The following is a 25,426-nucleotide window of genomic DNA, read 5'->3' as shown; positions in this document are numbered from 1 at the left end:
AAGGAGAGGACACGGGGATGAGCTCGGGCGAGGACTTCGGCTGGAGACGCATCGTCGTCCCCGCCTACGGCCCGACCCTGCTCTCGGCGTCCGCCACCGGAGCCGTGGTGCCGATCGCCGCGTTGCGTGCCGACGAGCTGGGCGCGAGCCTGGGCATGGCCGCCTTCGTCGTCGCACTGACGGGCGTCGGGCAGCTCATCGGGGTCCTGCCCGCTGGGGCACTCGTGTCGCGGATCGGGGAGCGGGCCACCCTCATCCGCGCGGGCCTCCTCGACGTCGTCGCGCTCGCCGTGGCCGGCTGGGCCCCCTCCTTGTGGATCATGGGGTCGGCGCTGCTCGTGAGCGGCCTGGCCTCCTCCGCCTTCTTCCTCGCCCGGCAGGGCTTCATGATCGACGTCCTGCCCCAGCACCTGCTCGCACGCGGCATGTCCCTGCTGGGTGGCGCCATGCGCGCGGGCCTGCTGCTCGGGCCGGTCGTCGGCGCGCTGGCGATCGCTCCCTTCGGCCTGCAGGGTGCCTACGGCGTGGCCGTGGTGCTCGCTCTCGGGTCGGTCCTCACCGTCGTCATGGCTCCGGACCTGACCGCAGATCACGAGCGGGCCCGCGCGGGCAAGCCGCAAGCGGGGGTCTTCCGGGTCATCCGTCGCCACGCGCGCCTCCTGCTCACCCAGGGGCTGGGCGTCACGGTGATCTCCGCGCTGCGGACCGCACGTCTGGCGATCCTGCCGCTGTGGGCGCTGCACATCGGCCTCGACGGCATCGACTCCTCCCAGATCTTCGCGGCCGCCGGCGTCGCCGAGCTCGTGCTGGTCTATCCCGGCGGCGCCATGATGGACCGGCTCGGGCGCGTGTGGGTCGTGGCGGCCCTGCTGCTCGTCGTCTCGGGCTCCTTCCTCGTGCTGCCTCTCGCCGACTCGAAGGGGGAGCTGCTCGCCGTCGCCCTGTGCATGGCCCTGGGCAACGGACTGGGTTCGGGCATCGTCATGACGCTCGGGGCCGATGCGGCGCCCACCGTGGACCGGGCGCAGTTCCTCGGGGCCTGGCGGCTCACGGGAGAGGTCGGCAATGCCTCCGGTTCCTTGGGCCTGAGCGCCGTCACGGCGGTGGCATCGCTGCCCGTGGCCGCCGTGGCGCTCGGCGTCCTCGGGTTGGGCGGGTTGGCGTGGACGAGCGTGTGGATGGCCCGCGCCGACAGGGAGCGCCTCGCGCGCTGACGGCGGGCTGCCCGGTGGGCGCCGGGCAAGGCATGATGGGGCCCGTGAAGGATCTCATCGACACCACCGAGATGTACCTCCGCACGATCTTCGAGCTCGAGGAGGAGGACATCCCTCCGATGCGCGCTCGGATCGCGGAGCGCCTGGGCCACTCGGGGCCCACCGTCTCGCAGACGATCGCGCGCATGGAGCGTGATGGACTCGTCAGCCTCGGTGGGGACCGGCACCTCGTCCTCTCCGACCAGGGGCGGCTGCTCGCCACCCGCGTCATGCGCAAGCACCGGCTCGCCGAGCGGCTGCTCGCCGACGTCATCGGCCTGGAGTGGGAGCACGTCCACGAGGAGGCCTGCCGGTGGGAGCACGTGATGAGCGAGCGCGTCGAGCGCAAGATCCTGGCGATGCTCCCCGAGCACCGCGAGTCGCCCTACGGCACCCCGATCCCCGGCCTCGACGAGCTGCTCTCCGGCGAGGAGGCCACCGCGGACTACCTCGAGGGGCTGCAGAGCCTGACCGAGATCGTGGCTGCGGGCGTGCCGGAGGGGCAGTTTCGGGTGCGGCGCATCGGTGAGACCGCGCAGGTCGACCACGAGGCGCTGGCCCTGCTGACCGAGGCGCGGCTGCGCCCCGGCGAGGTGGTCACCATCTCGGCCGAGAACGACCGGGTCGTCGTCGCGAGGGTCGGCGCCCAGCCGGGTGACGCCGTGTCACTGCCCGGCGACGTGGCCGAGCACGTCTTCGTCGAGGTCCTCCCTTCCTGACCCGCCGTGACCTGAACGTGACATTGCGGTGATCTGCAGGTACGGTCTGGTGGTCCGCCTCCCCTGGGTGGACCCGTCTCGCGGACGCTGAGTCCTGCCACCGCACCTGACGGATCTGCACGAACACCGCATGGCAGGAGCGGGGGACCCACTCATGGGGCATCGCGGATGCTCCTCGGGGTTAAGTCCTTCAGGCGCAACGGACCGCTAGGTCGATCCGGCGCCGCAGGACCGGGCCACACCTCTGGCCCGAACCCGACAGCTCACCCCGCAAGCCGGATAGAGGTCAACACCTTGTCTCACAACGTCGGGCGCCACCGCGCCGCTGGTCGCTACAACCCCGTGACCGAGATCGGTCAGATCGTCGGCCACGCCGGCACTCCGATCGCGAAGGGCACCGCAGTGCTCGCCGCCTCGGGTGGCCTGATCGCCGCGATCGCCGTCCCCGCCCAGGCCGCTGACTCCGCCACCGTGCTCGACTCGGCGCCTGCCCAGGCCACGTCGTCGGCCCCGGCGGCTGCGATCACCGCACCGAGCGCCACCTCCTCGTCGACCAAGGCCGTCACCGCCTTCGGCAAGCTCGAGGTCGAACCGGTCGCCAAGCCGACCGGTCCGACCCCCGCACAGCTGCGTGCCCGCGCCGAGCGCGCCCAGGCCCGTCAGGACGCCGCCGCCGAGCGTCAGCGCGAGCAGGAGGCCGCTCAGCAGGAGCAGCAGGAGCAGGCACAGGAGCAGGCCGCTCCGGTGCGCGAGCAGAGCAACACCGCGAGCCGCTCGCAGGAGCGTCAGGCCCCCGCACCGGCTCCGGCCCCCGCCCCGAAGAAGCAGGTCGAGTCGGCTCCGGCTCCCTCCTCCAACGCGAGCGGCGTCATCGGGATCGCCAAGCAGTACATCGGCACCCCCTACGTCTACGGCGGGTCCACGCCGGCCGGCTTCGACTGCTCGGGCTTCACCCAGTACGTCTTCGCCAAGGCGGGCAAGTCGCTCCCGCGCGTGACGACCGCCCAGCAGGCTGCGGCCACCCCCGTCTCCGACCCGCAGCCCGGTGACCTCGTGTTCTTCGGCTCCCCGAGCTACCACGTGGGCATCTACCTCGGCGACGGCATGATGATCGACGCGCCGAGCAGCGGCCGGAGCGTCAGCATCCGCCCCGTCTTCGACGGCGTCTCCGGTTACGGCCGCGTCTGAGCGCAGCTCGACCCCATGACGAAGGGGGCGAAGGGAGATCGACTCCCTTCGCCCCCTTCGTCATGTCGTGGGTCGTCGTGCGGTGAGCGCGGCTACGGCTGGGTGCCCTCGTCCTGCTCCATCCGCCGGTAGGCGTCGCCGAGCTCGTCGAGGTGCAGCAGGTCGTCCTGCGAGATGCCGGTGCGATACCCGGCGCGGCCGAGGATGTGCGCCGTCACGGGCGCGGTGAGGGCCTGGGCGCCCACGACGATGAGCAGGGTTGCGACCGAGGCCCAGGTGCGCACGTTGAGGGCCAGCCCGAGGAGGATCAGCAGCAGACCGAGCGTCTGCGGCTTGGTGGCCGCGTGCATGCGGGCGAAGATGTCGGGCAGTCGCACCAGGCCGATCGCGCCCACGAGGGCGAGGACCGCCCCGAGGAAGATGCTGATCGCGCCGGCCAGGTCACAGGCCTCCTGCCAGGTCATGACTCGTCCTCCTTGCGCGCCATGAAGCGGGCGACGGACACGGAGCCGACGAAGCCGGTGAGGCTGAAGACGACCATGATCGGGAGTGCGCCCACGTCGTCCGTACGCAGGATCTGGGTGGCGATGATGCCGGTGATGATGACGACGAGCACATCGAGACTCAGGGCGCGGTCGAGGTTGGTGGGGCCGCGGTGCACGCGCACGAGCACCAGGGCGGCCGCGGCGAAGAGCAGGCCCAGAGCGACGGCCAGGATGATGCTCATGCTTCTTCCGCCTGCCGTGTGGTCGGGTCGGGTGTCGTCGGGCCGGGTGTCGTCGGGCCCTGTGTGCACACGGCGATCTCCTCGTCGGTGCCGATGGCCCGCACGACGCGGGTCTCGACGTCGAGGACGTCCTGGCGCAGCTCCTCCAGGCCCTCCGGTGAGGTCACGTGGAAGCCGTGGACGTAGAGGATGCCGGCCCGGCGCCGTGCCTCGACGACGATCGATCCCGGGACGAGCGAGACGAGGGCCGACACGATGGTCATGTAGAACTCCGAGCGGGTCCGCAGCTGCACCTCGACGATCGACCCGCCGAGCGAAGGGCGGGGGCTGAGCGTCGCGATGACGATCTGCACGGCCGCGACCACGAGGTCGAGGAGGAATCGGGCGATGAGCACGACGAGCCGCCACGGGTGGATGCGACCGAAGTACTCGATGGACGGCAGCGGGAAGATCTGGGTGACCACGGCGCCGATGATGAGCCCGTTGACGACATTGCCGAGCGAGATCTTGTCCCACAGGAGGACCCACACGACCGCCAGGGCGATGATCGCGCGCGGTTGCCAGCCGCCGCGACGGCCGGTGACGGGTGCGTGCTCGGCGTCCATCACGGCACCTCCTGCGGCAGCACGGCCTTGACGTAGGCGTCACGGGTGATCATCTGCTGGGCCGCGGCGTCGGTGTAGCTGAAGAGCGGCCCCGCGAAGACGGACAGCCCGATGCTGAAGACGACCACGGCGCTGGCGGCGCCGAGCATGAGTGGCGGCATGGGCCGGTCGACCTGCTGCGAGGCGGCCGGAGGGGAGATGGGCGTCGCCGGCCTCTCGTGGGCGACGACCGCGCCGATGGCATCGCTCAGCCGACCGAAGTTGGGGGTGAGCATCGGGATCTCGAAGGTCTGGTCCGAGCCCTCCTCCGCGCGCGGCCGCCAGAAGGCGTAGCTCCAGGTCTTGGCCACGGCGTAGAGGGTGAGGAGCGAGGTGACGACGGAGCCGACGACGAGCGTCCAGGCCACCGCGCCCCCGTCCGTGACGCCTGCCTGGACCAGCCCCACCTTGCCGATGAAGCCGGAGAAGGGGGGGATGCCTGCGAGGTTCATGGCGGGCACGAAGAAGAGGATCGCCAGGATCGGTGAGGTGGCTGCCAGTCCGCCGAGGCGGTTGATGACCGTCGACCCGCCGACCCGCTCGATGAGTCCGGAGATGAGGAAGAGCGCGGTCTGCACGATGATGTGGTGCGCGATGTAGAAGATCGCCGCGGACAACCCCAGCTCGCTGGCCACCCCGATGCCGAAGAGCATGTAGCCGATGTGGCTGACGAGGGTGAAGGAGAGCATCCGCTTGATGCCCGGCTGGGCGACTGCGCCGAGGATGCCGATGAGCATCGTCAGCAGGCCGGCGACCATGAGCAGCGTGTGCAGCGGGGACTCGGGGAAGAGCAGGAACTGGGTGCGCACGATCGCGTAGACGCCCACCTTGGTGAGCAGCCCGGCGAAGACCGCCGACACCGGGACAGGGGCCGAGGGATAGCTGTCAGGCAGCCACGCGGACATGGGGAAGACGGCGGCCTTGATACCGAAGACCGTGAGGAGCATCAGCTGCAGGGCCAGGCTCACCGTCGGGTCGATGTCCGGCAGGCGCAGCGACAGCTGCGCCATGTTGACCGTGCCGGTTGCTGCGTAGATCCCGGCGATGGCGACGAGGAAGAGGAACGAGGAGACCATCGAGACGATCACATAGGTCGTCCCGGCGCGGATCCGGGAGCCGCTGCCACCGAGGGTGAGCAGCACGAAGGATGCGAAGAGCAGCATCTCGAAGCTGACGAAGAGGTTGAAGAGGTCGCCGGCGAGGAAGGCATTGGACACGCCCGCGGACAGCACGAGGTAGGTCGGGAAGTAGATCGACAGCGGTGAGTCCTCGTCGCCGTCGGCGACGCCCTGGCCGATGGCGAAGACGAGCACGACGAGGATGACGAAGCTGCTGATGAGCAGCATGAGCGCGGACAGCCGGTCGGCGACGAGGGCGATGCCCAGCGGCTCGGTCCACGCGCCGAGCCACAGGACGATCGGTCCCTGGTCGTGGGTGCCCCACATCAGGGCGATCGCGACGCCGAGGCTCGCGGCGAGCACCGTGAGGCTGATGGCGACCTGGGTGCGCGGCTTGTGGCGGGCGACGAGGGTGAGCGCCGCCCCGAGCAGCGGCAGGAGGACGGGAAGGGGGAGGAGGTTGGCCATCGTCATGCGGTCGCGTCCTCCTCGTCTGCGGTGGTGGTGGACTGGGTGTCCGGGTCGTAGGTGCTCGAGACCTCGTCGCGTTCCGCGAGGCGCTTGATCAGGTCGTCCTCGGCGTCGTCCGGGACGTCGTCGCTGCCGGTGATGCGCCACTGGCGGTAGGCGAGCGAGAGCACGAAGGCCACGGAGGCCAGCGCGATGACGATGGCGGTGAGCACCATCGCCTGGGGGAGCGGGTCGCTCATCTCCTCGGTGGGTCGCGCTCCGACGAAGGGCGCTCCCTTCGCCGGTCCGGAGACGACGAGGTAGAGGGTGGCGACGCCATTGCTGGCGAGGACGATCCCGAGGAGCAGGCGAGTCAGGGCGCGCTCGAGCAGGAGGTAGACGCCGGCCGCGATGAGGAAGCCCGCGACGACGACGAGGGTGAGGCTGGGGGCGATGGCATTCATGCGGTGACCTCGTCCTCCTCGGCCTGCTTGTCGATGCCGGAGCCGAGGGAGCGCACGACGTCCAGGGCGAGCCCGGTGACGATGAGGTAGACGCCGATGTCGAAGAGCAGCGCCGTGACGATCTTGACGTGGCCCCAGATCGGCAGGTCGAGCTCGACGACCGCGGACTGCAGGACGGTGCCGCCGAAGGCGAGTGGGGCGAGTGCGGAGACTGCCGAGACCGCGAGTCCGGCGCCGAGGACGAAACCGGCGCTGACGGGCGCGGCGAAGTCGAGCTCCGCGCGGCCCCCGGCCAGATACCGCACGAGGAGCGCCAGCCCGAGGACGAGCCCGCCCGCGAAGCCACCGCCCACCTGGTTGTGCCCGGCGAGGAGCAGGTAGAGCGAGAGCAGGATCATCACGTGGAAGACGAGGCGGGTGGCGGTCTCGAGGATGACCGAGCGGCGTTCGCGGGCCACGGAGGAGATGACCTCGACGTGGCTGCGTCGGCGGGTCCACGAGTGCTCCACGTCCTGAGTGCGCACGAAGACCAGGCTGGCGATGCCGGTCGCTGCTGCGACGAGGACGGAGATCTCGCCGAGGGTGTCCCAGGCGCGGATGTCGACGAGGGTCACGTTGACGATGTTCTTGCCGTGCCCGAAGGCGTAGGCAGCCTCGGGGAAGGCCTTGGAGATCGGTTCGTGGACGCGGGCATTGGCGGCGACGACCGTGATCGTCGAGATGGCCAGACCCATGGATCCGGCGAGGGCCAGCCGCCAGGAGCGCCGCCACGAGCGGCGTTCTGCGAGCGGGCGCCGGCGGAAGCGCTCGGGCAGCTTGCGCAGCACGAGGACGAAGAGGACGAGGCTGAAGGTCTCGACCAAGACCTGGGTGAGGGCGAGGTCGGGGGCGCCGTGGAGCAGGAAGAGCAGCGCGAGTCCGTAGCCGGTGGCCCCGACGAACATCACCGACTGCAGCCTGTTGCGCGACCGGACCGCGAGGACCGCCCCCACGATGATGAAGAGTCCGACGACGGCCTGCGCGACGGAGTCCCACAGTCGCACCTGCGTGCCGGGCAGGGCGGTGGCCGCCACGGCGCCGGGCAGGACGAGCACGATGATGAAGATCGTGGAGAGGTAGGTCGGCAGCGAGCCGCCCTGCGACAGTGCCGTCACCTCGACGGCGAAGCGGTCGAGGGCGCGCATGAAGCGCTGGTAGACCCGCTCGGCGTCGACGACCTGCGGCAGCCGGTCCTGCAGCGTGGCGAAGGGGCCGCGCAGCGCGAAGAGGGCCAGGCCGGTAGTGATGGCCAGCACGGTGAGGCCGAGGGCCGGCGTCAGGCCGTGCCACAGCGCCAGGTGCTCGGGCTCCTCGCCCGGGAGGGTGACGGCGTAGGGGTGGAAGAGCTCGGTGAGCGGGGCGCCGAAGAACCCGGAGCCGAGCGTGGTGAGGGACAGCAGGACCGGCGCGATCAGCAGCGCCTTGGGTGCGTCGAAGGGGGTCGGCCTCGGGGAGGTGCCGGTCGCTCCCTTCGTCATGAAGGCACCCCAGACGAAGCGCGCGGAGTAGGCGACGGTGAGCACGGACCCGACGACCAGGCCGGCGACGGTGAGCCAGCCGGTCGTCGCCGTGAGCGGGCCGTGGGCGGACTCGATGGCCGCGGTGAGCGCGGACTCCTTGGCGACGAAGCCGACGAGCGGCGGCAGGCCGGCCATGGAGGCCGCGGACAGGATCGCGACGACGGCCAGGAGGGGGGCGCTGCGGGCGACGCCGTGCAGCTGCTTCAGGTCGCGGGTACCGGTCCCTTTGTCGATGATCCCGACGGTGAAGAAGAGCACCGACTTGAAGAGCGCGTGCGAGAGCACGAGGGCCAGGGCCGCCAGACCCGCGGCCTTGGACCCGATGCCCGCGAGCACGGTCATGAAGCCGAGCTGGCTCACGGTGCCGTAGGCGAGGAGCAGCTTGATGTCGTCCTGCCGCAGCGCCCGCCAGCCGCCGAGGATCATCGTCCACAGCCCCAGGACGAGCAGGACCGGGCGCCACCCGGGGACGTCGGCGAAGATCGGCTCGAGCAGCAGGATGAGGTAGATGCCGGCCTTGACCATGGACGCCGCGTGCAGGTAGGCGCTCACGGGGGTGGGTGCGGCCATCGCGCCCGGCAGCCAGAAGTGGAAGGGGACCTGCGCGGACTTGGTCAGGGCCCCGACGAGCACGAGCAGGACGGCGATGGTCGTCAGGGTCCCGGCGGGCGGCGGGTCGGCGAGCATCTCGCTGATCGTGTAGCTCGAGGTCTCGCCGAGGACGATCGTGCCGACGAGCATCGCCAGCCCGCCGAAGGTGGTGACGAGCAGGGCCTGGGTCGCCGAGCGACGGTTGGCCGAGCGCACCGGGTTGTGCCCGATGAGCGTGTAGGAGAAGACGGTCGTCAGCTCCCAGAAGACATACAGCGCCATGAGGTTGTCGGCGACGACGAGGCCGAACATCGCGCCGGCGAAGGCGGTGAAGACGCCCGTGAAGCGCCACAGGCTGGGGTCGTCGGGCTTGAAGTACCAGGCGCAGTAGACGAGCGCGAGCGCGCCGACGCCGCTGACGAGCAGACCGAGGAGCCACTGGAGGGTGCCCAGGCGAAGGTCGAAGTCCATGCCGAGCTGCGGCACCCAGCTGATCTGCTCGACGACGGCGTGGCCGTCGGTGACGCGGCTGGTCTGCGCGAGGAGCCAGGCGAAGGTGACGGCTGGTACGAGTGCGAGGACGAGGAAGGAACGCCGGTGGAGGATCCGGGCGAGGGCGGGCGCGACTGCTGCTGCCACGAAGTGGGCGAGCAGCAGCAGGGTCACGAGGGCCTCTCGAGGGGTCCGGGGACGGGTTGTCAGTTTAACGGCTGGGTGCGGCCCGGTTGTCGGCGGTCGCTGGCAGGCTCGTCTTCCCACGTTCCCCGAGGAGGCCGCCCCGCGGCCGTCTCGAGGGGAGACAGGCTCCCAGATTCTCCACATTCTCAGCCTCACCCTCTTCCACTGTTCGAACAGATGTACTAGTCTGGATGGAACGAAGGGGGGCGCGATGACCGATCAGGGGACGACCAGCACAGCGGGTGAGCCGTTGGTCGGGGACGCGCTGCCTGATCGTCTTGCTGCTGCCCTGGAGGCATTGAGCGGGGCTCGTGCGGAGGGGTTGTCGGAGGCCGAGCTGTTGCAGGTCGTGTCCTTGTTGGAGGCGACGAAGGGGGCGGCTGCGGCGTTGCAGGCTCGCGCGACCGCTCGGTTTGTCGAGGGTCGTGACGAGCAGGTCGCTCGTGATCGCGTGGATGGGGTGGTCTCGGCGCGTGAGGCGTCGTGTCGTCGTCGGGCTGCGCGGGCGGAGCTGGCTCTTGCTCGGCGGTGCGCGCCGGGTCAGGCGGATCGGCACGTGGGCCTGGCCAAGAGCTTGGTGCATGACCTGCCGTCCACGTTGGCGGCGTTGACCAGCGGTGAGTTGAGTGAGTGGCGGGCGACGATCGTGGCCCGCGAGACTGCGTGCTTGTCGCACGAGGACCGGGTCGAGGCCGACCGCAGGTTGGCGGGGTGCTTGACGTCGGTGGGGGATCGGGAGCTGGCTGCGGCGGCGCATCGGGCGAGTGCGGATCTGGATGCGGAGGCGTTGNGGGGTGCTTGACGTCGGTGGGGGATCGGGAGCTGGCTGCGGCGGCGCATCGGGCGAGTGCGGATCTGGATGCGGAGGCGTTGGTGCGTCGGCGTCGTAGGGCGGTGGCGTCCAGGAACGTGTCGGTGCGGCCGGCGGCGGATGGGATGGCGTGGTTGAGCGTGCTGGGTCCGTTGCAGGATGTGGTCGGTGCGTTTGCTGCGTTGAAGCGCGCGGAGCAGTCTCGGTATGTCGCCACTGGCGACGCGGTCGTGGATGCGGCGCGGGCGGCGGACGAGAGGGGTCGTGGCGCGTGGATGGCGGACACGGCGTTGGAGCTGTTGTCGGGGCGGTCGGAAGGTCAGGTGCAGCCGGTCGAGGTGGCTCTGGTGATGCGTGAGGAAGCGATCGTGCGCACCGGTGAAGGCCCCGACGACGATGGTGGCTCGGTGTTCTTCCGCCGCGGCGCTACCGGCGCTGGTGATCGTGATGAGGTTGAGGTCCCGGGCTGGGGTGCGATGCCCGGCGCGATGGTCCGTGAGCATCTGCTGCGTCTGTGTGACGCCGGGACCGCGACGTGGTTGCGGCGGTTGTGGACTGCACCTGGTGGGAGCGACCTGGTCGCGATGGACTCGAAGCGGCGGCTGTTCAGCGGGGTGCTGCGGCAGCTGGTGCAGCTGCGTGACGCGACGTGTCGGGTGCCGTTCTGCGACGCACCGATCCGCGACATCGACCACGTCAGCCCGCACGCGCGCGGGGGTGAGACCTCCGCGGCGAACGCGTTGGGTGGGTGTCAGGGACACAACCTGGTCAAGGAGGCGCCGGGCTGGCGGGCCGAGGTCACCTCCAGCGGCCTGGATCCCGGCGGCGGCCCACACGAGGTCACTCTCACGACACCGACCGGCAGCGAGTACACCTGCACCGCACCGCCACTGCTGGGCCACGGCCGACCACATCCGCCACCGCGGCGATCGGTTCCGACTCAGGTACCCGACGTGACGTGGTCTCCGTTGGAGACCCACCTCGCGAGTCTGTTCCACGCCGCGTAGGGGTGCGGCGGATCATCGCGGACTCCTTGCCCGACACCCGTCAAACGACGAGTGCCCCCGGCTGGATTCGAACCAGCGACACCTTCTTTAGGAGAGCGCTCTGGGTGCTGGCCGGCTGGCCGGTCTCCCGGGTCTATAGGGGAAACCGTGACAACCGGGAGCGGTCGGAGAGGTCGTTCTCGACCGGTGTGTGCCCATTTGGTGCCCACGGCAACGATGTGGCCAGGAAGAGGCGCCGACCCGATAGCGGAGCTGTTGAGGGCGCAGCGGCCGTGCGTCAAGCGGACGTCGTTGGAGATCTGGTGCAACGCATGTGCGGGAGCACGTACCTGAAGAACTCAAGATCTGACCGCTTGATGCTCGGCCGTGGAGGCCGGACTGTGTAGCGGCGGGTCGTCGACTCGTAGGTGAGGGCACTGACCATGGTGGTCGGGTGCCTTTCGTCGTGTCCGTCGGCCGACGGAGGGCGCGCAGGTGGGGGTGCGCGAAGGGCGAGGAACGAGCCCGGAGCGCGGGGGTCCCTACCGGAGCGTCCGCAGGCGGGCCGGCGGACGCGGGCCGAAGGCCCGCCTTGAGTCAGTAGGGAAAGTCATCACAGGGTGGGGCCGTCGTCTGCAGGGTGGGGGCGTCCGCCGGGAGTGCGTTGCAGGGACCCGCTCGTGCAGTCGCCTGTGGTCTGGTTGTTGGCCCTCAGGGGTGTTGTTGCCCGCGTGCCAGCGCGTGGTCCTTCAAGGCGCGCGCGGCTCTCTGGATTACCCCACCTGAAGAACACTGGCGAAAATCGACAAAGCAATGTCCCGTGAGGGGGGAGAAGCCCGCTTTCGAGTCGTCCACCGCTCGAAGCTGTGCGCTTTGAAGTTCGTCTACGGAGACTGCCCAGATCCCAGTTGACTGGGATCCGGTTGCACAAAACTCAGTGAAGTGCTGGTCGGCGTTTACAACCGAACTTCGAGCGGTTGAAAGTTGTTTGTTGTCCTTTTTGGTCGGTAGGAATAGTTGCTTCGAGGGAACACCGTCGTCGACCCAACTCTCGGCGCAGTTGCGCCAGAGCAACTCGCTCGGTTCGTCGACCTCAATTTCGTCCTCCTGAAGGTCATCCCAGGTCATTGAGTTCCCCCATTGCTTCGATTAGTGAATCGATGTCCAACCAGTCAATAACTTTGTCCCACTCTTCTTCGCTAGTCAGACTTACGAATTGGATGTGCGCTCGGCCGTCATTGAATTCAACGTCTAGGTCGAAGTCATCTTGGGGCCACTCCAGAATGACTCCCCCCTGGGGGGTTGGATAAATCCTCGGCCTCGGGAACCCCTCGTCGAGGCACGCGAAGAGGAACTGTTCGGCGCTGTCGATGGCCTGCTCAGAGATGCTGGGCGTGTCAGGTTCTAGCCATCCGCGCCCCAGGCCACCGAGTACCTTCAGCCGTTCTGCCCAGGCAGGTGGTAGCGCAGGCTCGATTCCCAGTACATCTGTGACCTTTTGCAGTGAGCCCTGTAGGGATACAACTGCGACGACGGAGAGCGAAGCGAGTGGTGCGCGGTCGCTTCGCCCTTGGAAGGTTTGCAGCTCGTCATATGTCTCAGAATCGGTGAAGGAGCCTGTGACCTTTGTTCCGTCAGCCAGTGCGAGGTCGAATTGGCGCGGTGACTCCCTGAGGCCGGTGACCTGGCCGATCAGAAGGCGTTCGACTTCGAATTCTCCGAGATTGGCTATCGCATGTAGCCGCTTGCGCGTTTCTTGGCTGACGATTGCGGGAGTCGGCTCTTGGTCGGAAGAGAACTCAATCCTCTCGACGGGTCCGAGGCTTCTGCCGAGTTGGGCAAGGTCCCTCAAGAGTTCCGGCGGGTAGCCTCTCGGCACCGACGAGGCGGGGGCAGCGACACCTCGGAAGGCGTCGTTTATGAGAGCACGGGCACGGTCGAGGTAGTCAGGCACATCCGTCAAGGTTGCGCTGGACGACCTGGCTGTGACGGGACGTTCAAGAACGGGCACAACGCTGCCGGAATTAACGGCGGTAATCCTCAGCTCGCCCAGGGAGTCAAATCCGCGGGGGGCCCTTTTTCTCCGCGGATGATCGGTGAGGAAAAGATTCTTTGCGACCTTGATGACCAACGCTTCGTAACGGCGCAATTCATCGGCGCCGGCCAACGGGAGTCCTGGCGTGTCGTAGCGTCCTCCAGCCATGCGTACGTGGCCGAACTCGCGGCGCTCCGTGTCGGTCATGTCGCCCACCGTACTGTCATGGTCTCCACTTTGGTGTCTCTCCTCGGTCCGTGAGAGTCATCCAGTTCTAGTCGAAGGGACCGACATCGCTGCAGCTGCGTGTCGCGATCGCCGATCGCCGGGCTGTGTGAGGCCGTGCACTCCGCTCCATGTCGTCCACGGACTACGGCGCTTGAGCCCCTCGAGGTGCTTGGCCAGGTAGATGGCTTCCGGCTCTTCCCCGGTCGGTGGTTGGGGCTGTGGATAGTCCCCTGCGGGTATCTGCTGCCTGTGGTCTTCTGAGTTGGCGGGCAAGGCTCGCCAGATCGACTGCGAGTCCTGCAGTGAAAGATGCGTAGTGCGCTGTGCGCTGCGTACCGTTGGTGTGGGCAGGTAGTCCGCGACCGATCTCGATGAGGAGTGGTTTTGATGTTGGGTTTCAACGTTTCGTCTCTGACAACTGCGGTGTCGGCGGACATCGTCAACACGGATGGCTTGAAGGGGGAGCTCTTCGGCTTGCTCGGTATCGGGATCATCGCTGTGGGGCTTGTGGCCCTGTTCGCCTTCGGCACAAAGAAGTCCGGCGTCCGGGATCTGCTGTCGACCCTTGGCGGGGTTCTGATCGTCTTCCTCATTGTCGGCCTCGCCGGGCTCGTGGGCACCCAGACCGGCCGGGAGATGGTCTCGGCCATCTTCAACTTCTGAGGTGGGCTGCCGTGCGACTGACGACGGACGACCGCGTCTGGAGATTTCAGGGACGGCTCGTCGAGGTGGACGGGATCGAGATTCCTATGCACCCGCGCTACGTGGCCGTGTTCACCTGGCTGGTTCTCGCTCCGGTCCTGGCGCTGGTCTTCTCGCCTCTGGGGTGGTTCCTCGCGGCCGTCTCTGGAGCGGTCTTCGGCGGAATTAGTTCGTGGGTCCTCGCCGACTTCGTCACTGGTGACGTCCCGTTCGGCGCATGGGTCCGGATCATCCGATCCGAGATGACGACGCGGCGACGGTACCGCCGTGACCGGCTCGACCAAGACGCGAAGGTGGGTGACCTGCGATGAAGTTTGCAAAGTCGAAGGAAGTGAAGGGACAAGGTCTCGATGTGTCGCTGCCGAAGTCGTACGACTGGCAGCTGACCGGAGTCTCGGGACACGTGACGACGGCACGCGGCGAGGTACGCGCCTGGTATGTCCTGCGCGAAGTCGACTGGGAGTTCCTGTCCACCGACCAGCGTGAAGCGCACATTCACAACGCCGCCCGGGTGCTTACGGGCCTCGGTGGCCGCACCGTTCATGAGCGGGTGTCCTCGATGCCTTTCGCGGCGTCGATGTGGGCTGCGGCCCTGGATGCCGGTACGCCGAGCCCGGTCGACGAGGCGGCATGGCGCGACTACTTGGCTGGCGGCCAAAAGGTCCTGGCCTCGCGGTCGCTCTCGGCGACTCCGGTCCTTTGGGGCGTCTCGGTCGGCAATGAGTCGACGGTGGCGCAGATGCTCTCTGGTCTTCGTGGCGGCGACCGGGCAGGTCGTGCGGCGTCCCGGTTGAGCACGGACATCGAGAACCTTGATGCGCATATGGAGTCGCTGGGCCGGCCTGCCACGCAGCGCGAGGTGGAATGGCTGGTCGCCAGGTCACGCGGCCTCGGACTGCCCAACCCCTCGCCGTCATGGGCCGCTGGAGCCGAGCCGGTAGACGTCTTCGACCTGGCCGGCGTCATGGATCAGGTAGAGGTCCACCCCGGTCCCATCGGATCACGCACCGTGCGCCTGGTCGGCTCCCCGGATCGCTCGAGGACGGTCGACCCCGTGGAGACGCACGTGGCCGTGCTGTCGATGGCTCGCATGGAGGATCGGTCCATCCCGGAGACCTCCCCGCCGTGGGCGGCCTATGCACGCCGCTACGGAGGCTTCGAGATGTCCGCACACTTCCTCGTGCGGGACGGGAGAGGAGCTGCCAAGGACGTCGAGAAGCGGCTGCAGCTGATCCACGACCAGAAGGACCAGTTCCAGCGCGTGGACTCGCGGATGGAGCCACCGATGCTCGGGCAGGCGCACCGGGCCGCGCGGTCGATGAAGCACGAGATGGAAGAGGGCTACGGCACCGAGTCCACCCGCGTCTACGCCTACGTGCGATTTGCTGTGGCCGCCCCGACGAGCAAGGCGGCCCTGGAGCGGGCTCATGGCTTGATCAAGCACTACGAGGCCGAGCGGATCGACCTGAAGTTCATGCGCAACGTCGAGGGCGCCTACCGGGAGTTCGTGCCCGGGGAGGGCATCTCGACGACTGCTCACCTTCGGCACATGCCGGTGGTGACATATGCAGCCGGGCTGCCGAACGTGTCCAGCCGTCTGGGCGATCGCGAAGGCCACCTGATCGGCTCGACGGTCGGTGCCGGCGGCCACCCCTTCATCTGGGACATGCACCAGGGCATGGAGCAATTCTCGCGTTCCGGCCTCACACCGTTGGTCTCTGGTCTGGGCGGCGGGAAATCCACGCTGATGGGCCTATTCGCTGCGTTGGAAACGCTTTCGAACGTCACCACGACAGTCTTCGACCCGTCAGGTCCGCTGGCGAGGATCACGAAGTGGGCGCCCATCGCTCACGTGTCGAGTGCGTTGAACCTGCTCGATGCAGCAGAGGGGACGTTGTCCCCCTTCGGCGTGGTCGTGGATCCGACGTCGGAGTCGGTCGAGGCAGATGACGCGGTGCAGGAGAAGCTTCGGACGCTGGCCACGAAGAGGGAGCGGACCGACTACCTCGGACAGAAGTGGCAGGACGCGCGGCAGGTGGCTCGGATGGAGCGAACGGCGCTGGCCCTGGACGCGATGCGCAGCATCCTTCCCGAGGGGGTCATGTCCGGGTCGATGACCGAGGTTCTTCTGTCGCGAGCCCTATCGCAGCAAGACAGGAGCCAGTACGGCTCTCTGGCGGACGTCGTCGAGCTGCTCGCGAACCGGTCGCTCTTTCCTGAGGACATGGCCCGGACTCTGTACGAGAGCCTGCACCAGATGATGGATCACCCGCGTACGCGGCTGTTCTTCAACACGGGCTCGCCGGCGCAGTCCTCCGCACGCCTTCTGGTCATCACTCTTCCGGGCATGAGCCTGCCGAAGCAGGAGGCTGAGCGTTCGTCGTGGTCTGTCGATGAGCGGCTGTCGGTGGCGGTGCTCAACCTCGCCGCGCAGTTTGCGTCGTCACGGATCTACTCGGGTGGGATGAACGAGCGGAAGTTCGTCGGCCTCGACGAGGCACACCGTCTCTCGGAGTGGGCCTCTGGCCGAAACCTCTTCGCGCGTCTCGAGCGAGATAGTCGGAAGTGGAACGCACGCATCGTGACCAGCTCGCAGGACCGACACACGGCCCTGTCCGCGCAGTCGGCCTCGAAGGCGCTCATCAGTGACGCCTTCATCGGCGCCCTGGACGACCCGGACCAGCAGGAGGACGCCCTTCGTCTCATCGGAGTGAAGACCGGCGTGGGCTATGAACGCACTCTGGGCAACCTCCGGTCTCGCGAGGGGACTCCCGAGAGCGCGGAGTACCGCGACTTCGTCGCACGGATCAACGGCAAGGTCGGCCGATTCCGAGTGAACCGCGATCTCCTCCCAGGGCTTTGGGAGCTGCTGGACACACGCCCCAAGGGCCTAGACCGCCGCAACGTCGGTGGCGTCGCCAGCGAACTGGAGTGGGTCTGATGCGGACCGTCTATCGAGTCGTTCTGTCACTGCTCGCGGCCAGTCTTGGGACGCTCGCCCTCGGGGTGGCCCCGGCTGCTGCCGCTCCCGACCCCTTCGGCTGCGAAACCGCACCCGTGGCCGAGTCTCCGGCTGATGGTCTGGGAGGGTGGCTTCTTCCCGCTCCCAAGACTGCGCCACAGCAGGTCGACCCGACTTCCGGTGCGAGTTTGCTGCAGAACCACGGCGTTGCGGGGCTGTCGTGGTTTTCCTTCGACGACGACTGCGACTTCGGCACTGGCGATGTGACGGACAAGCCGGCCGAGGTCACGGACGGCATCGCGTCGACCGTCTTCCTCCCCGCCGTGCTCTCGGCCGGTGCGACGGTGTCGGCGGGAAACGCGTTTGGCAACCCCGACTGGCTGGACTTCCTCGACCCCGTCCTACAACACACATCGACCGCTATGGCGAAGTCCTTCACGGAACCCCTGATGCCGATGTTCATCCTCGTCGCGGCGCTGTCGGCTCTGGTCTTCGCTGCCCGGCGACAGGTCAGCCAGACCCTGCGGGTACTGGCATTCGTCCTGATCGGTCTGTGTGTCGTCGGACTAACCGTTGGTTGGCCAATCAAGGCATCGAAGGCAGCAGACGACACGGTGTCGGCGGTCGTGCTGACCGGCCAGAAGAACATCATCAGCGGTAAGGATGAGCCGCCGACCCAGGCAGACCGGGAACAGCCAGGCGCCGTGTTCGTCGGGCCCCTGTACAAGGCCTTGGTCTGGGACGTCTGGCTGCGCGGCCAACTCGGCTCGGACGACTCAGCAGTGGCACAGAAGTACGGATACGAGCTCTACGCCTCCAGGACTCTGACCTACGCGGAGAAGGACCAGGTCAACCGTGATCCGAGCGGGGCCGGGAAGAAGATCTACGAACAAAAGAAGAAGGATTTCAAGAAGGTCGCGTCGAAGATCAAGGACGAGGACCCGAGCGCCTACAACACGTTGACCAACTCCAACTTCGGTCAGCGAATGGGCCTGGCTATCGGCGGTTCGCTGGTCGCCCCCACGGCGTTCTCCCTTCCCTTCCTGGCCTTCGTGCTCCTGCTCCTGTGCTTCCTCTATTGGCGCTTCACCGTGATCCTGGGACCAATGCTGGGCGCCGTCATGGCGATGATGCCGTCCGTCGCTCGCTCAGTCGCCCGCAAGTTGGCCGCAGTGGCTCTCAACACCGTCATCTTTGGCCTGGGTGCTGCCGTGTACATCGCCCTCGCCCGCTTTATCACCGAAGCCAACGACATCCCCTTCGGCTGGCAATGCCTCGCCGTGGGGGTATTGACCCTCGTCGGATGGATCGTCCTGCACCCGGTCAGAGCTCTGACTCGGTTCACGTCGTTGAACATGCCCGGCGCGGACGCCTCAGCTGCGCATGGGGTGGTCACGGTGGCCAAGACAGTCCTGACGATCGCAGCCGGCACGGCGCTTGGTGGTGCGGGTGACGACGAGGACGAGGAGGGGAAGGAAGGAGAGAACGAAGGTAAGGACAAGGAACGGTCCAAGGACGGTGATGGCAAGCCCACGCATCAGTGGAAGGAAGGTGACTCTGCTGAGACCGAGCGAGACGACGAAGAGGAGTCCTCCGAGAAGGATTCGGCGGACGAGCCCGGCGTCGCTGTGCAGCCTGCCGACTCGCCGACGTCGGCACCGATCACCCAGGACGTCCCCACCCAACTCGAGGTGGAGGAGGACGCCAGGGCTGAGCGCCCCCCTTCGCCCGTTGTCGTGACGGTCGATGACGTGCAGGTCGACGTGCCGAAGGGAGAGGACCCCAGCCCAATCGTGGAGGAGGGCCCCAACCGCGTGCCCGCGGCACCCGTGGTCGTCATCGAGGACTCGTCGTCTGACCCGATCGAGCAGGTGGTGTCCGCACAGGCAGCGCCATCCGATCCAATCCCGGCACGTTACGACGACGGCGCTGTGACTGAGGGCGGCCACGCCAACCCGGAAGAGGCCGGATGGGTCTTCTACGACGCCTCCACGAAGACGTTCGTATCCAGCAATGGCCTCGAAGAGGTAGATCGGGGCGGAGCGTCGTGAAGCGCAAGGGACAGATCGTGCGAGGCGCGCTCGTGGTGCTCGCTCTCGTAGCTGCGGTGATCGTCACGAGGGTGACGCCTCACGAGGAACAAGGGCTGGCGACGCCGCCGTCGCAGTCAGGCGGGCAGTCCAGCTCGTCCAGTCCGGTCGTGGCCTCGTCGAGGTCGTCGCATGGCGCAGCGAAGGGGGCCTCCACCGCTCGGTGGGAGAAGACAGCGCAGTCGTTCATCATTCGCTACGACAACACCAAGGGTGGCCGACGCGCGTGGTTGAAGCGGCTTCGTCCTGTGGTGAGCGATGACGTGTACGAGGGTCTGAAGAGCATCCAGCTGGAAAATCTGCCGACAGGATCCTTCGGCGCGGGTGAAGTCGTTTCCCGTGCTGAGGTCGGGGGCAAGATGCGGTTTCCCTTGCGCGGCGGGTCGATCGGCGGAGTGGAAGTCACGGTGTCGGTCGCGGATGAAGGAACCTTGCGCGTCACCGCCTTTGTCCCGGTCTCAGGACAAGAGGTGTCCTGATGGACCCGTGGGTTGCTGGCGCTCAGTTGGCCTGGCGGTATCGACGGATCATCGTGGCGCTCCTGGCCGCCTTCGTCGTCGCCATGTGGCTGTTTCTGCTCGTGGTGGTCGCTGCCTCCACTGGGGGGTTCTCGGCGAACGAGGATGCATCCGCGGGAGGCTCGTCGATCACCTGCGTCGGCGCCTCACCCACTGGCGTGGGCCTGTCCCAAGAGCAGGCAGACAACGCAGCGAAGATCATCGCGGTGGCCAAGAAGTTGAAGGTCTCGACGCGAGGACAGGTTGTGGCGATCGCAACGGCCCTGCAAGAGAGCTCTCTCAACAACCTCGACCACGGCGACAGAGACTCGCTCGGGCTGTTTCAACAGCGGCCCAGCCAGGGGTGGGGATCGATGTCTGAGGTCCGCGACGTCGTCAAGTCCACTGAGGCCTTCTTCGGCCGGGCCAAGCACACGAACAACCCAGGCCTCCTCGATGTGAAGGGCTGGCAGCAGATGCCGATCACGGTCGCAGCGCAAACGGTCCAAGGCTCCGGGTTTCCCGAGGCCTACGCGCAACACGAAGCCCGCTCGGTGGCCATCGTCGAGGCGGCCAGTGGTGAGACCGGGCTCTGTGAGCAGATTTCGGTGGGTTCATCGGAAAAGTGGAAAGCGCCCCTTCCGGCGAAGGGGTTGGTTCGCAGCTCTGCCTTCGGCATGCGAGTCCACCCGATCACCGGCGCCTCGCGGATGCACGAAGGGGCCGATTTCGCTGCGCCGGAGGGGATGCTGATCTCTTCCATGAGCAGCGGCAGGGTCGTCCACGCGGGCGTGATGAGCGGGTACGGCAACCTCGTCATCGTCGATCACGGCGGAGGCATCACAACTCGGTACGCACACATGAGCCGTATCGATGTGAAGGCAGGCCAGAGGGTGAAGTCGGGCCAACGGATTGGCGCGGTTGGAAGCACGGGCCAGTCGTCGGGGGCGCACTTGCATCTCGAGGTGAGGGTTCGCGAGGAGGCGGTGGACCCATTGCCGTGGCTGAAGGACAAAGGGCTCGATTTGAGCGGAAAGGGAACGTGATGTGGGAGAAAATGCGGCGATACGCTGGGGCCATGACGAGCGAAGTGACTGATCTTCTGAGGCGCGCACGGGCAGCCTCGTCAGAGGTTGAGTCGTTGGAAGCGTCCCTAGCGGATGCCCTGGCTAAGCGGAACGCCCTGTTTCTCGAGGTCGCGGCCACCGGGATGTCAGCTAGCCAGATCAGTGAACAGGTGGGTGGCCGGCTCGGCACGAGCGGAGTCCGGTACGGCATCCTGAAGGCTCGGGAAACGCGCTGAGGAGGCGGTCACCGTGCGGAGCGTGGCGAGGTATCCGGAGGTCCGAGAAGACGGATCAATGTGGGTTCCGCTCGCACCTCCGCCCACTCCGACGTACCGGCACATCCTGCCTGGGGAGCGCGGCGTGTGGGGGATGCCGGCGGTGTTGTCTTACTCCACCGAGTGGCTTATGGACCTCCGTGTGCTTACCGAACCGTATGAAGAGCATGCCGATCGGAAGCGCTGGGTCGTGGAGCTCTGCGACGAGGGCGCTTGGCACGCGATGCAGCGGCTTGGCACCACGCCGCTCGGCCGCGAGCGTGTCGTTGCCTCGGTCAGCCTCGTATTCATCTTGGAATCCACCTGAACGGATCCGAGGGCATGTCGGTCCCTGCGGCTACTGTCTGCAGGTGAAGCGACTGTGCGAATCGGCTGACCTTAGCCAACTCGTCGAGTGAGGACTCCGACTCCGGGGTCCGCGTGGGGTCGCTCAAGGTAATGGAGACACGGATGACGCTCGTAGTTGTCGAGGAGCAGGTTGTGAAGTCGCGTGATCGGGTCAAGGCCTACGGCGAGGTCTTCACGCCGCGCTACATGGTCGACCAGATGCTCGATCTGGTGAGTGAGGACCTGGAGACTGCACCCGACTTCGTCGACAAGACCTTCCTCGAGCCATCGGCCGGGGACGGCAATTTCCTCGTGGCAATTCTACGTCGCAAGCTGCAGGCGATCGAGAAGCACTACCCGGTCAAGGATTGGCCGCAGCAGTCGCTATTCGCGCTGGCGTCGATCTATGGCATCGAGCTACTGGAGGACAACCACCAGGAGGCACAGGCGATCATGCTCGCCGAGTTCCTGGGCTTCTACCGGGACCACGGCATTCACGCCGGCACGGAGACGGACCTGCAGAAGGCCGCGGCCTTCCTCATCGACACCAACATCGTGCGGGGCAACACGCTGACGGCTCAGACGGTTGAGGGTGATGACATCCAGTTCTCGTGGTGGCACCGGATCGAGGGTCAGCCCAGGATGGTGCAGCGCGAACCTTTCACGCTGGCCTCGCTGCGCGATAACGCTGGCTTCGACTTCACCGTCTACGCCACATACCGGCCGTGCCGGATCGAGTTTGTCCACCATGAGGAGAAAGCTTGATGGCCAGCCCGAATATCAGCACCTATCGGGAGATCGTCCCGGTCATCTACTCGTGGTCGACGCCGGACATGCCCAAGTACGACGGATGGGAGAAGATCGGATACACCGAGCAGGAGAGCGCAGATGTGCGTATCAAACAGCAGGCGTCGCAGCTGTCTCTGACGCAGGAGAAGCGTTGGTCGCGACGGGCGCTGTTCACGACCGAGGCTGGCGGGTGGTTCAGCGACCACCATTTCCATGCCTACCTCAAGCAGCGGGGCATCGCGCGAGAGACATCGCCCAAGCGCACGGAGTGGCACGACTTCAACGGTGCGCCGAAGAATTCGTTGGCCTACTTCAACGACTTCGCCGGTCAGGACTACTCGGATTTTCAGACCGATGGCACTGACGACTACGTCCTGCGGGCCGAGCAGCAGGCAGCCGTCACCATGGCCCTGGAAATCTTCGCAGCGGGCAAGGACGAGGTGCTGTGGAACGCCAAGCCGCGGTTCGGCAAGACGCTGTCGACGTACGACCTGATGCGCACCCTTGACGTCAAGCGCGTCCTGGTCGTTACCAACCGGCCGGCGATCGCCAACTCGTGGTACGACGACTTCACGCGCTTCATTGGTCACCAGACGACGTTCAAGTTCGTTTCCGAGTCGGCCTCGCTGGCCGACCGCTCGCCGATGTCGCGTGAGCAGTGGCGTGCGTACTCCAACGAGCATCAGGACCAGGATCCGCGCATTGTGGAGTTCCTCTCGCTGCAGGACCTCAAGGGTTCGCAGTACTTCGGCGGTCAGTTCAACAAGCTCAAGCACATCGCCGACTTCGACTGGGACCTGCTGGTCATCGACGAAGCTCACGAGGGCATCGACACGACCAAGACCGACGTGGCCTTCGACCACATCAAGCGCCAGTGGACCTTGCACCTGTCGGGCACGCCATTCAAGGCGCTGGCCGCAGGCAAGTTCAGCCAGGACCAGATCTTCAACTGGACCTACGAGGACGAGCAGAAGGCCCGCACCCAGTGGCCGCAGGAGCAGGGGGAGGAGAACCCGTACGCGGCGCTGCCGACGCTGAACCTGTTGACGTACCAGATCTCACGGATGATCACCGATCGTCTGGCCGAGGGCGTGGCTATCGACGAGGACTCTGCCAACATCGATTTCGCGTTCGACCTCAACGAGTTCTTCTCGACCAAGGACAACGGCTTCTTCGTGCATGAGGCTGACGTTTCGCGGTTCCTTGACGCCATGACCACGCACGAGAAGTACCCGTTCTCCACACCTGAATTGCGCGATGAGATCAGGCACTCGTTCTGGCTACTCAACCGCGTCGCCTCTGCCAAGGCCCTGGAGCGGATGCTCAAGAAGCACGACGTCTTCAAGGACTACACGGTCGTCTTGGCCGCTGGTGACGGTAAGACCGAGAACGACAGCGACGACGTCGCCATGGGCAAGTCCTTCGACAAGGTCCGCAAGGTCATCGCACAGGCCGAAGCCACCGGAGGCAAGACCATCACCTTGTCGGTAGGGCAGTTGACCACGGGCGTGACGGTGCCGGAGTGGACGGCGGTCATCATGCTGTCCGACCTCGCGTCACCTTCGCTGTACATGCAGGCTGCTTTCCGGGCGCAGAACCCGTGCACCTTCGAGCGGGGTGGGCAGGTGTTCCAGAAGCAGAACGCGTACATCTTCGACTTCGCCCCCGAGCGTACGTTGACGATCTTCGACGCCTTCGCGAACAACCTGCACCCCAACCCGTCTGGTGATCCGGTGGCGCGGCAGGAGAACATCCGCACGCTGCTCAACTTCTTCCCCGTGTTGGGTGAGGATTCCGAAGGAAGGATGATCGAGCTCGATGCGGCTCAGGTCCTCACCTTTCCGCAGGTGTTCAAGGCCCGAGAGGTCGTGCGGCGCGGGTTCTTGTCGAACCTGCTGTTCGCCAACGTCGCCGGGATCTTCCGCTACTCCGAGCACATCAAGCAGATCCTCGACAAGCTGCCGGTGGCCAAGCAGGGCAAGGTCAAGAACGGAGAGCCGGTCGACATCCCGCAGCCGCCACCCGTGACTGACTCCGAGGGCAACGTGAAAGTGGACGCGGAGACGGTTATCAACCCGAAGATCGCGCAGCTCGGCAAGCCGGTCTACCGGGTCGAGGACATCCCGGACATCCAGCCGGACACCAAGCCGGAAGTGGCTGCGAAGCAGATTGCGCAGCTCGTGACCGAGAAGGCGAAGGACGCGCGCAGGGAGCTGCAGGAGGCCTACGGCCTGACCGAGAGCCAGGTCAAGCGTGATGAGAAGCGCACCGAACAGGCCATCAAGAACCACGTCGAGCGCGCCTACGTGGACCACGGCATCGCCACCAAGCACCTTGATGAGGAGCTGAAGAACGCAGCCACCGAGGCCGAAGCGCAGGTCGTGGAGGCCAAGAAGGCTGAACAGACTAAGGCACTTCAGGCGAGCGTCGCGGCCATCGTCGAGGAGTCGATGGTGGAGATCGTGCCCGAGGTGGTCACCCGCGAGGAGACCAAGAGCGCGCAGAATGAGGCCGATAAGACGATGGACGATGCCCGCTCACATCTGCGTGGGTTCGCGCGGACCATCCCGATGTTCCTGATGGCCTACGGCGACCGCGACCTGCGCCTGTCGAACTTCGACGACTACACGCCCGACGACGTATTCGAGGAGATCACCGGCATCACCGAGGCCGAGTTCAGGCTCTTGCGTGACGGGCAGGAGGTGACCGAGCAGGACGGCACAGTCACGAAGATCCCCGGCATGTTCGATGAGGCGGTGTTCGACCGGTCCGTGCAGGAGTTCCTCGACAAGAAGGAGGCCCTGGCCGATTACTTCGACGACGCCCAGACCGAGAACATCTTCGCTTACATCCCGCAGCAGAAGACCTCGCTGGTCTTTACCCCTGCGCCGGTGGTGAAGATGATGGTCGACACTGTTGAGGCAGAGAACCCGGGCGTGTTCAGCGACAAGACCAAAACCTTCGCCGATCTGTTCTCCACTGCGGGCTTGTTCCTGATGGAGCTGGTGCGACGGCTCGATACGGGTCTTACTAAAGCGATTCCAAACCAGGATGAGCGGCTGAAACACATTCTGGCGTCACAGATCTTCGAGATGAGCCACAACCAGATCCTGCATCACATCACCATCGAGGCCGTCTCCGGCGGTGTGCCCGAGCGCAAGGCGTGGATCAAGGACTCTGGTCACTTCAGGGTTGGCAACCTGGCCGAGATGACTCCGGCAGAGCGGCAAAAGGTAGTCAACGAGATGCTGACGGAAGGCGAGTGA

At 66.5% G+C, this 25,426-nt stretch carries 20 protein-coding genes and 1 riboswitch; of the genes, 12 read left to right on the top strand and 8 right to left on the bottom strand.

The features are described from left to right. Positions 1–17 precede the first annotated feature (17 nt). From ASG73_RS15235 to ASG73_RS15225, 3 genes are all read left to right on the top strand, one after another. Positions 18–1,214, top strand: coding sequence for an MFS transporter (locus ASG73_RS15235; RefSeq protein ID WP_055997104.1), 1,197 nt, complete (start codon positions 18–20; stop codon positions 1,212–1,214). A gap of 44 nt (positions 1,215–1,258) precedes the next feature. Further along, positions 1,259–1,972 (top strand): metal-dependent transcriptional regulator, encoded by a 714-nt coding sequence (locus tag ASG73_RS15230; RefSeq protein WP_055997102.1) that lies wholly within the window; start codon positions 1,259–1,261, stop codon positions 1,970–1,972. A 122-nt stretch (positions 1,973–2,094) separates the two neighbouring features. After that, positions 2,095–2,264, top strand: a riboswitch (cyclic di-AMP (ydaO/yuaA leader). Positions 2,265–2,266: 2 nt separating this feature from the next. Then, positions 2,267–3,160 carry a C40 family peptidase gene (locus ASG73_RS15225; protein ID WP_055997099.1) on the top strand — a complete coding sequence of 298 codons (894 nt, stop codon included), beginning with the start codon at positions 2,267–2,269 and terminating at the stop codon, positions 3,158–3,160. Between the two features lie 92 nt (positions 3,161–3,252). Here the strand turns inward: ASG73_RS15225 and mnhG are convergent, their stop codons facing one another. The 8 genes from mnhG to ASG73_RS17975 all read right to left on the bottom strand — a co-directional run bounded on the left by mnhG (position 3,253) and on the right by ASG73_RS17975 (position 13,430). Beyond that, the gene (gene mnhG, locus ASG73_RS15220; RefSeq protein ID WP_055997096.1) at positions 3,253–3,624 is read right to left on the bottom strand and encodes a monovalent cation/H(+) antiporter subunit G; all 372 of its coding nucleotides are present in this window, start codon (positions 3,622–3,624) and stop codon (positions 3,253–3,255) included. Then, a complete protein-coding gene (locus ASG73_RS15215; protein WP_055997093.1) occupies positions 3,621–3,887 on the bottom strand; it encodes a monovalent cation/H+ antiporter complex subunit F in 267 nt (88 codons plus the stop codon). The genes mnhG and ASG73_RS15215 overlap by 4 nt, the downstream gene beginning before the upstream one ends. Next, the gene (locus ASG73_RS15210) at positions 3,884–4,492 is read right to left on the bottom strand and encodes a Na+/H+ antiporter subunit E (protein ID WP_055997091.1); all 609 of its coding nucleotides are present in this window, start codon (positions 4,490–4,492) and stop codon (positions 3,884–3,886) included. Before ASG73_RS15210 ends, ASG73_RS15215 begins: the two co-directional genes overlap by 4 nt. Then, entirely contained in the window at positions 4,492–6,123 is a 1,632-nt protein-coding gene (locus ASG73_RS15205; protein WP_200946872.1) for a Na+/H+ antiporter subunit D, read from the bottom strand. The genes ASG73_RS15210 and ASG73_RS15205 overlap by 1 nt, the downstream gene beginning before the upstream one ends. Next, positions 6,120–6,563 (bottom strand): Na(+)/H(+) antiporter subunit C, encoded by a 444-nt coding sequence (locus tag ASG73_RS15200; RefSeq protein WP_055997087.1) that lies wholly within the window; start codon positions 6,561–6,563, stop codon positions 6,120–6,122. Before ASG73_RS15200 ends, ASG73_RS15205 begins: the two co-directional genes overlap by 4 nt. Further along, the gene (locus ASG73_RS15195) at positions 6,560–9,379 is read right to left on the bottom strand and encodes a Na+/H+ antiporter subunit A (RefSeq protein WP_055997084.1); all 2,820 of its coding nucleotides are present in this window, start codon (positions 9,377–9,379) and stop codon (positions 6,560–6,562) included. Before ASG73_RS15195 ends, ASG73_RS15200 begins: the two co-directional genes overlap by 4 nt. Positions 9,380–11,899: 2,520 nt before the next feature. Further along, positions 11,900–12,316 (bottom strand): hypothetical protein, encoded by a 417-nt coding sequence (locus ASG73_RS17980; protein ID WP_156466322.1) that lies wholly within the window; start codon positions 12,314–12,316, stop codon positions 11,900–11,902. Further along, positions 12,303–13,430 (bottom strand): hypothetical protein, encoded by a 1,128-nt coding sequence (locus tag ASG73_RS17975; protein WP_156466321.1) that lies wholly within the window; start codon positions 13,428–13,430, stop codon positions 12,303–12,305. Before ASG73_RS17975 ends, ASG73_RS17980 begins: the two co-directional genes overlap by 14 nt. 408 nt (positions 13,431–13,838) lie before the next feature. Between ASG73_RS17975 and ASG73_RS15175 the strand changes: the two genes are divergently transcribed. The 9 genes from ASG73_RS15175 to ASG73_RS15130 all read left to right on the top strand — a co-directional run bounded on the left by ASG73_RS15175 (position 13,839) and on the right by ASG73_RS15130 (position 25,426). Further along, positions 13,839–14,114 carry a hypothetical protein gene (locus ASG73_RS15175; protein WP_055997075.1) on the top strand — a complete coding sequence of 92 codons (276 nt, stop codon included), beginning with the start codon at positions 13,839–13,841 and terminating at the stop codon, positions 14,112–14,114. Between the two features lie 11 nt (positions 14,115–14,125). Further along, positions 14,126–14,464 (top strand): hypothetical protein, encoded by a 339-nt coding sequence (locus tag ASG73_RS15170; protein ID WP_055997072.1) that lies wholly within the window; start codon positions 14,126–14,128, stop codon positions 14,462–14,464. A 974-nt stretch (positions 14,465–15,438) separates the two neighbouring features. After that, positions 15,439–17,094: an ATP-binding protein gene (locus tag ASG73_RS18440; RefSeq protein ID WP_235499477.1), complete on the top strand. Its 1,656-nt coding sequence runs from the start codon at positions 15,439–15,441 to the stop codon at positions 17,092–17,094. Beyond that, a complete protein-coding gene (locus ASG73_RS15160) occupies positions 17,094–19,166 on the top strand; it encodes a hypothetical protein (protein WP_156466320.1) in 2,073 nt (690 codons plus the stop codon). Before ASG73_RS18440 ends, ASG73_RS15160 begins: the two co-directional genes overlap by 1 nt. Beyond that, on the top strand, positions 19,163–19,684 hold the full coding sequence (locus ASG73_RS15155) for a hypothetical protein (RefSeq protein ID WP_055997062.1): 522 nt from the start codon (positions 19,163–19,165) through the stop codon (positions 19,682–19,684). The genes ASG73_RS15160 and ASG73_RS15155 overlap by 4 nt, the downstream gene beginning before the upstream one ends. Continuing rightward, positions 19,684–20,748 carry a M23 family metallopeptidase gene (locus tag ASG73_RS15150; protein ID WP_055997059.1) on the top strand — a complete coding sequence of 355 codons (1,065 nt, stop codon included), beginning with the start codon at positions 19,684–19,686 and terminating at the stop codon, positions 20,746–20,748. Before ASG73_RS15155 ends, ASG73_RS15150 begins: the two co-directional genes overlap by 1 nt. A 438-nt stretch (positions 20,749–21,186) precedes the next feature. Continuing rightward, the gene (locus tag ASG73_RS15140) at positions 21,187–21,351 is read left to right on the top strand and encodes a hypothetical protein (protein WP_156466319.1); all 165 of its coding nucleotides are present in this window, start codon (positions 21,187–21,189) and stop codon (positions 21,349–21,351) included. Between the two features lie 143 nt (positions 21,352–21,494). After that, a complete protein-coding gene (locus tag ASG73_RS15135; RefSeq protein WP_055997051.1) occupies positions 21,495–22,136 on the top strand; it encodes a hypothetical protein in 642 nt (213 codons plus the stop codon). Further along, positions 22,136–25,426, top strand: a complete 3,291-nt coding sequence (locus tag ASG73_RS15130; protein ID WP_055997048.1) for a DEAD/DEAH box helicase family protein — start codon at positions 22,136–22,138, stop codon at positions 25,424–25,426. Before ASG73_RS15135 ends, ASG73_RS15130 begins: the two co-directional genes overlap by 1 nt.

The sequence above is a fragment of the Janibacter sp. Soil728 genome (assembly GCF_001428305.1).
In the GTDB taxonomy this organism is placed as follows: domain Bacteria; phylum Actinomycetota; class Actinomycetes; order Actinomycetales; family Dermatophilaceae; genus Janibacter.
This window is presented reverse-complemented; position numbering and strand designations above follow the sequence as displayed.

Coding starts and splice junctions, on each gene's coding strand:
- ASG73_RS15210 (WP_055997091.1), bottom strand. CDS start 4,492: ATGGACGCCGAGCACGCACCCGTCACCGGCCGTCGCGGCGGCTGGCAA.
- ASG73_RS17975 (WP_156466321.1), bottom strand. CDS start 13,430: ATGACCGACACGGAGCGCCGCGAGTTCGGCCACGTACGCATGGCTGGA.
- ASG73_RS15135 (WP_055997051.1), top strand. CDS start 21,495: ATGACGCTCGTAGTTGTCGAGGAGCAGGTTGTGAAGTCGCGTGATCGG.
- ASG73_RS15150 (WP_055997059.1), top strand. CDS start 19,684: ATGGACCCGTGGGTTGCTGGCGCTCAGTTGGCCTGGCGGTATCGACGG.
- ASG73_RS15130 (WP_055997048.1), top strand. CDS start 22,136: ATGGCCAGCCCGAATATCAGCACCTATCGGGAGATCGTCCCGGTCATC.
- ASG73_RS15215 (WP_055997093.1), bottom strand. CDS start 3,887: ATGAGCATCATCCTGGCCGTCGCTCTGGGCCTGCTCTTCGCCGCGGCC.
- ASG73_RS15175 (WP_055997075.1), top strand. CDS start 13,839: ATGTTGGGTTTCAACGTTTCGTCTCTGACAACTGCGGTGTCGGCGGAC.
- mnhG (WP_055997096.1), bottom strand. CDS start 3,624: ATGACCTGGCAGGAGGCCTGTGACCTGGCCGGCGCGATCAGCATCTTC.
- ASG73_RS18440 (WP_235499477.1), top strand. CDS start 15,439: ATGCTCGGGCAGGCGCACCGGGCCGCGCGGTCGATGAAGCACGAGATG.
- ASG73_RS15160 (WP_156466320.1), top strand. CDS start 17,094: ATGCGGACCGTCTATCGAGTCGTTCTGTCACTGCTCGCGGCCAGTCTT.
- ASG73_RS15205 (WP_200946872.1), bottom strand. CDS start 6,123: ATGACGATGGCCAACCTCCTCCCCCTTCCCGTCCTCCTGCCGCTGCTC.
- ASG73_RS15200 (WP_055997087.1), bottom strand. CDS start 6,563: ATGAATGCCATCGCCCCCAGCCTCACCCTCGTCGTCGTCGCGGGCTTC.
- ASG73_RS15235 (WP_055997104.1), top strand. CDS start 18: ATGAGCTCGGGCGAGGACTTCGGCTGGAGACGCATCGTCGTCCCCGCC.
- ASG73_RS17980 (WP_156466322.1), bottom strand. CDS start 12,316: ATGACCTGGGATGACCTTCAGGAGGACGAAATTGAGGTCGACGAACCG.